This window comes from Sphingorhabdus sp., from assembly GCF_044354325.1.
Classification (GTDB): Bacteria; Pseudomonadota; Alphaproteobacteria; order Sphingomonadales; family Sphingomonadaceae; genus Sphingorhabdus_B.
This window is the reverse complement of the sequence record NZ_JBILAF010000150.1, coordinates 1-3,917: the sequence shown is the minus strand read 5'-3', so window position 1 is coordinate 3,917 and position 3,917 is coordinate 1. Positions and strand designations below refer to the sequence as shown.

At 55.3% G+C, this 3,917-nt stretch carries 3 protein-coding genes; 2 read left to right on the top strand and 1 reads right to left on the bottom strand.

Annotated features, from left to right (window positions below):
• Positions 1-1,233, bottom strand: a 1,233-nt coding sequence (locus ACIQ0G_RS10525; protein ID WP_397577860.1) for a hypothetical protein, incomplete at its 3' end; no start/stop codon positions are given.
• Between the two features lie 127 nt (positions 1,234-1,360).
• Here ACIQ0G_RS10525 and ACIQ0G_RS10520 point away from each other — a divergent pair.
• A complete protein-coding gene (locus ACIQ0G_RS10520) occupies positions 1,361-2,056 on the top strand; it encodes an SDR family oxidoreductase (protein ID WP_397577862.1) in 696 nt (231 codons plus the stop codon).
• Between the two features lie 148 nt (positions 2,057-2,204).
• Positions 2,205-3,917 (top strand): DNA topoisomerase (ATP-hydrolyzing) (locus tag ACIQ0G_RS10515; protein WP_397577861.1); only part of this gene is annotated, 1,713 nt, incomplete at its 3' end.

Sequence of the window (3,917 nt, the reverse complement as noted above, 5' to 3'; positions counted from 1 at the left end):
ACCGGTGATCTGCGCAAAGTCGGCTTTCGCGCCAGCATAATCGCCGAGCATGGCTTTCGACATGGCAAGGCGGAAGCGGGTGCGGTCGGTCTGGTTTCCGCCATCCTTATCCAGCACTGGCCCCTTACTTAAAGCGGTCTCGTACAGATCCTTGGCTGTCTTATATTCCTTGTGTGAGAAGAATGAGTCGCCTGTCAGGGTCGCCAGCATGGCTCTGGGGCTGGCTTTTGCCGGTGCGATCGTTCCCGCCAATGTACGGGTGTCTTCCGCCAAACGGCCCTTGGCTTCATTGTAACGCTCACTGAAGGTCACATTGTTCCGTGAGATGATGCCCTTTGCAAAGCCTTCGTCCAATACAGACACAGCCTCTGCCGGATACCGCACACCGATATAGCTTAAGCTGTCGAGATATTCGGCATATTCTTGTTGAAAGCGCAACCCATTGGTCGCGCGCATCAAGCGCATGAGATCAAGCGACTCTTCAGGGTTCGTGTTGAGCGAACGGTTGAAGAACGCAAGGGCATCATGCCAGAAATCGGGGTTATTCTCGGCGATCACCAAATCTTTGTAGAAATTGGCAGCACCAGCATAATCCTTCGCCTTCGCAGACAGGTTGGCGGCACGAACGACATAGGCTTTGTTAACCGGTCCGGCTGCCTTGCTCGCGGCGATGGCCTTGCTGATCCAAACGATAGCGTCAGCATCTTTATTCTGCTGCGACATGGCGTTGGAAATCAGAAACTCGATATTGTTGGCGCGGTAACCCAGGTTGAACGCATCAATCATATTCTTTTCAGCGTCAGCAAATCGCTTGCCATCATAAGCAATTGCGCCCTTGCGGAACGTATATGTCTGCTTCATTTCAACAGGCGTCGTCGCAGAAGCGAGCAACAGATCGATACCCTGATCCTGCAATGCGGTGTCTTTAGCCAAAGCGCCGATGTTGACCGCCAATACGCCCGCTTCATAACGGTCGTCATCATTGGCAATGGCGGCAAGAACCTTCGGAAATTCAACCTTCGCTGCTGCTGCATCCTTGGTTTTGTTCAAAAGATTGGCGACGGGCATGTACGCCGCGATGAACGGCTTGGAATAATTTCTTTTGGGAGCCGCAGGCGTAGCTTCCTTCCCCTTTTTTTCCTTTTTGGGCTTTTCATTGGACTGCGCAAAAGCAGGCGCAGCGGTTATAGCGGCGAATGAAAGTGCAAGGGCAAATTTTGAAACCAGCTTCATTTAACTCTCCGGGACTAGTGGTGTATTGCCGTGGGCTTTGGTTAACGTCGTGTATAGGACCTTGCCATCTTCAGTGCAATTGACATAGCGCAGTCGCATGAATTCCCGTTGAACGAACCAGAGGAAAATTCAAGTGCCAGAACGCACCGCAGTTATAATTGGCGCACGTGGTGGCATTGGTGCCGCGCTGGCCGATGCTTTGGATGCGGGCGATCAATATGACCGCGTCATTCGGCTGCATCGCGCAAGCGCGCCGGCAATCGACATATTGGACGAGGCAAGCATAGCCGCCGCAGCGCGCGATTTGGCGGGCACAGTGCCGCAATTGGTCATCGTGGCCACTGGGTTGCTGCACACAGCTGCCAAAGGGCCGGAAAAAAGCCTGCGCGAGCTTGATCCTGAATGGATGATCGAAAATTACCGCATCAATGCGGTTGGCCCCGCTTTGGTGGCGAAACATTTTCTGCCGATCATGGCCAAGCAAGGCCCGGTCTGCTTTGCGGCGCTTTCCGCCCGCGTGGGCAGCATCTCGGACAATCGCCTTGGCGGATGGCATAGTTATCGCGCATCGAAATCCGCGCTCAATATGTTCATCCGCAACATTGCGATCGAATGGCAGCGCAAAAATACGCAATCTATTGTGGTCGCCCTGCATCCCGGCACCGTCGAAACGCAGCTGAGCGCGCCATTTAAGGGCAATCCGGCGCATGAACGCTTCATCCCTGCCCGCGCTGCTGCGGATATGCTTGCCGTGCTTTCAGGGCTAAACCCTGAGCAAAGCGGCCAGATTTTCGCTTATGATGGCAGCGTCGTCGCCCCCTGATAGCCCAGCGGGCGTGAATCTGTGGATAAGCTGTAGAAAACACCCCTATTTGGGCAGTCGCTTGTGGCCATATGACCGACTTGGGTCTATGGCTTAGTGACCCAAAAAATATAAGGATTTTCGCGCTGTGAGCGACGACATAGTTACAATGGACCCATCGGACATTTCGCCAGTCGACATCGTCGATGAAATGAAGTCGAGCTACCTCGATTATGCGATGTCGGTCATTGTATCCCGGGCCCTGCCTGATGTACGTGACGGCCTTAAGCCCGTTCACCGCCGCATATTGTTCGCAAGCCAGGAAGGCGGCTTTGTCGCTGGCCGACCCTATCGCAAATCGGCCAAGATTGTCGGCGACGTCATGGGCAACTATCACCCGCATGGCGACAGCGCGATTTACGATGCCCTTGCCCGTATGACGCAAGATTGGTCGATGCGCGTGCCATTGATCGATGGTCAAGGTAACTTCGGTTCGATGGACCCTGATCCGCCAGCATCGATGCGGTACACCGAAGCACGGTTGAACAAGGTCGCCAATGCGCTGTTGGATGACCTCGACAAAGACACCGTTGATTTCCAACCCAATTATGACGGCAGCCGCGAAGAACCGCAGGTTTTGCCCGCACGTTTCCCCAACCTGTTGGTCAACGGCGCTGGCGGTATTGCCGTCGGCATGGCCACCAACATCCCGCCACACAATCTCGGCGAAGTGATCAAGGCCTGTTTGGCGTATATCGATAATCCGGCCATCTCCATTGATGAGCTGATCGAGATCGTCCCTGCCCCTGATTTTCCCACCGGGCCATTGATCCTTGGTACCGGCGGCGCACGTTCGGCCTATCGCGAAGGCAAGGGCTCCATCATGCAGCGCGCCCGCCATGAGATTGAAGAAGGAAAAGGCGATCGTCGCTCTATCGTCCTGACGAGCATTCCGTTTCAGGTCGGCAAATCCGCTTTGGTCGAAAAAATCGCCGAAGCCGCGAAGGATAAGCGCATTGAGGGCGTTTCCGACATTCGCGATGAATCCAGCCGCAAGGGCGTACGCATCGTCATCGATCTGAAGCGTGATGCGACCACAGATGTGGTGCTCAACCAGTTGTGGCGCCATACACAGGCGCAATCGAGCTTCCCGGCCAATATGCTCGCCATTCGCGGCGGACGGCCCGAAGTCCTCAACCTACGCGATATCATTGAGGCATTCATCCGCTTCCGTGAAGAGGTTATCACCCGCAGGACGAAGTTCGAACTGAACAAAGCGCGCGAACGTGCGCATTTGTTGCTTGGACTTGTCGTTGCCGTCACCAATTTGGACGAAGTCGTCCGCATCATTCGCGCTTCGGCCAGCCCGGCCGAAGCGCGCGCCGCCTTGATCGCGCGCAAATGGCCGATTGCCGAAATCGCGTCGTACATCAAATTGGTGGAAGCCGTTGAAACCGAAATTACGGGCGACAGCTACCAATTGTCGGAGCTTCAGGTGCGCGCCATTCTTGAACTGCGCCTGCACCGTCTGACGGCGCTTGGCCGTGATGAAATTGGCAAAGAACTTCAGGGTCTTGCCGAGAGTATCGCAGAATATCTCGCAATTTTGGGCGACCGCGTAAAGCTGTACGCGGTTCTGCGTGAAGAGCTGGTCGCCATTGACGCCGAATTTTCGACGCCGCGCTTGTGCGAAATCACCGCAAGCTGGGACGGTCTTGATGACGAAGACCTCATGGAGCGTGAGGAAATGGTCGTCACCGTCACCCATGGCGGCTATATCAAACGCACCGCACTGGCGGCTTTCCGCGCACAAAACCGTGGTGGCAAGGGCCGCGCGGGTATGGCGACGAAGGACGAAGATGCCGTCACCGAACTGTTTGTC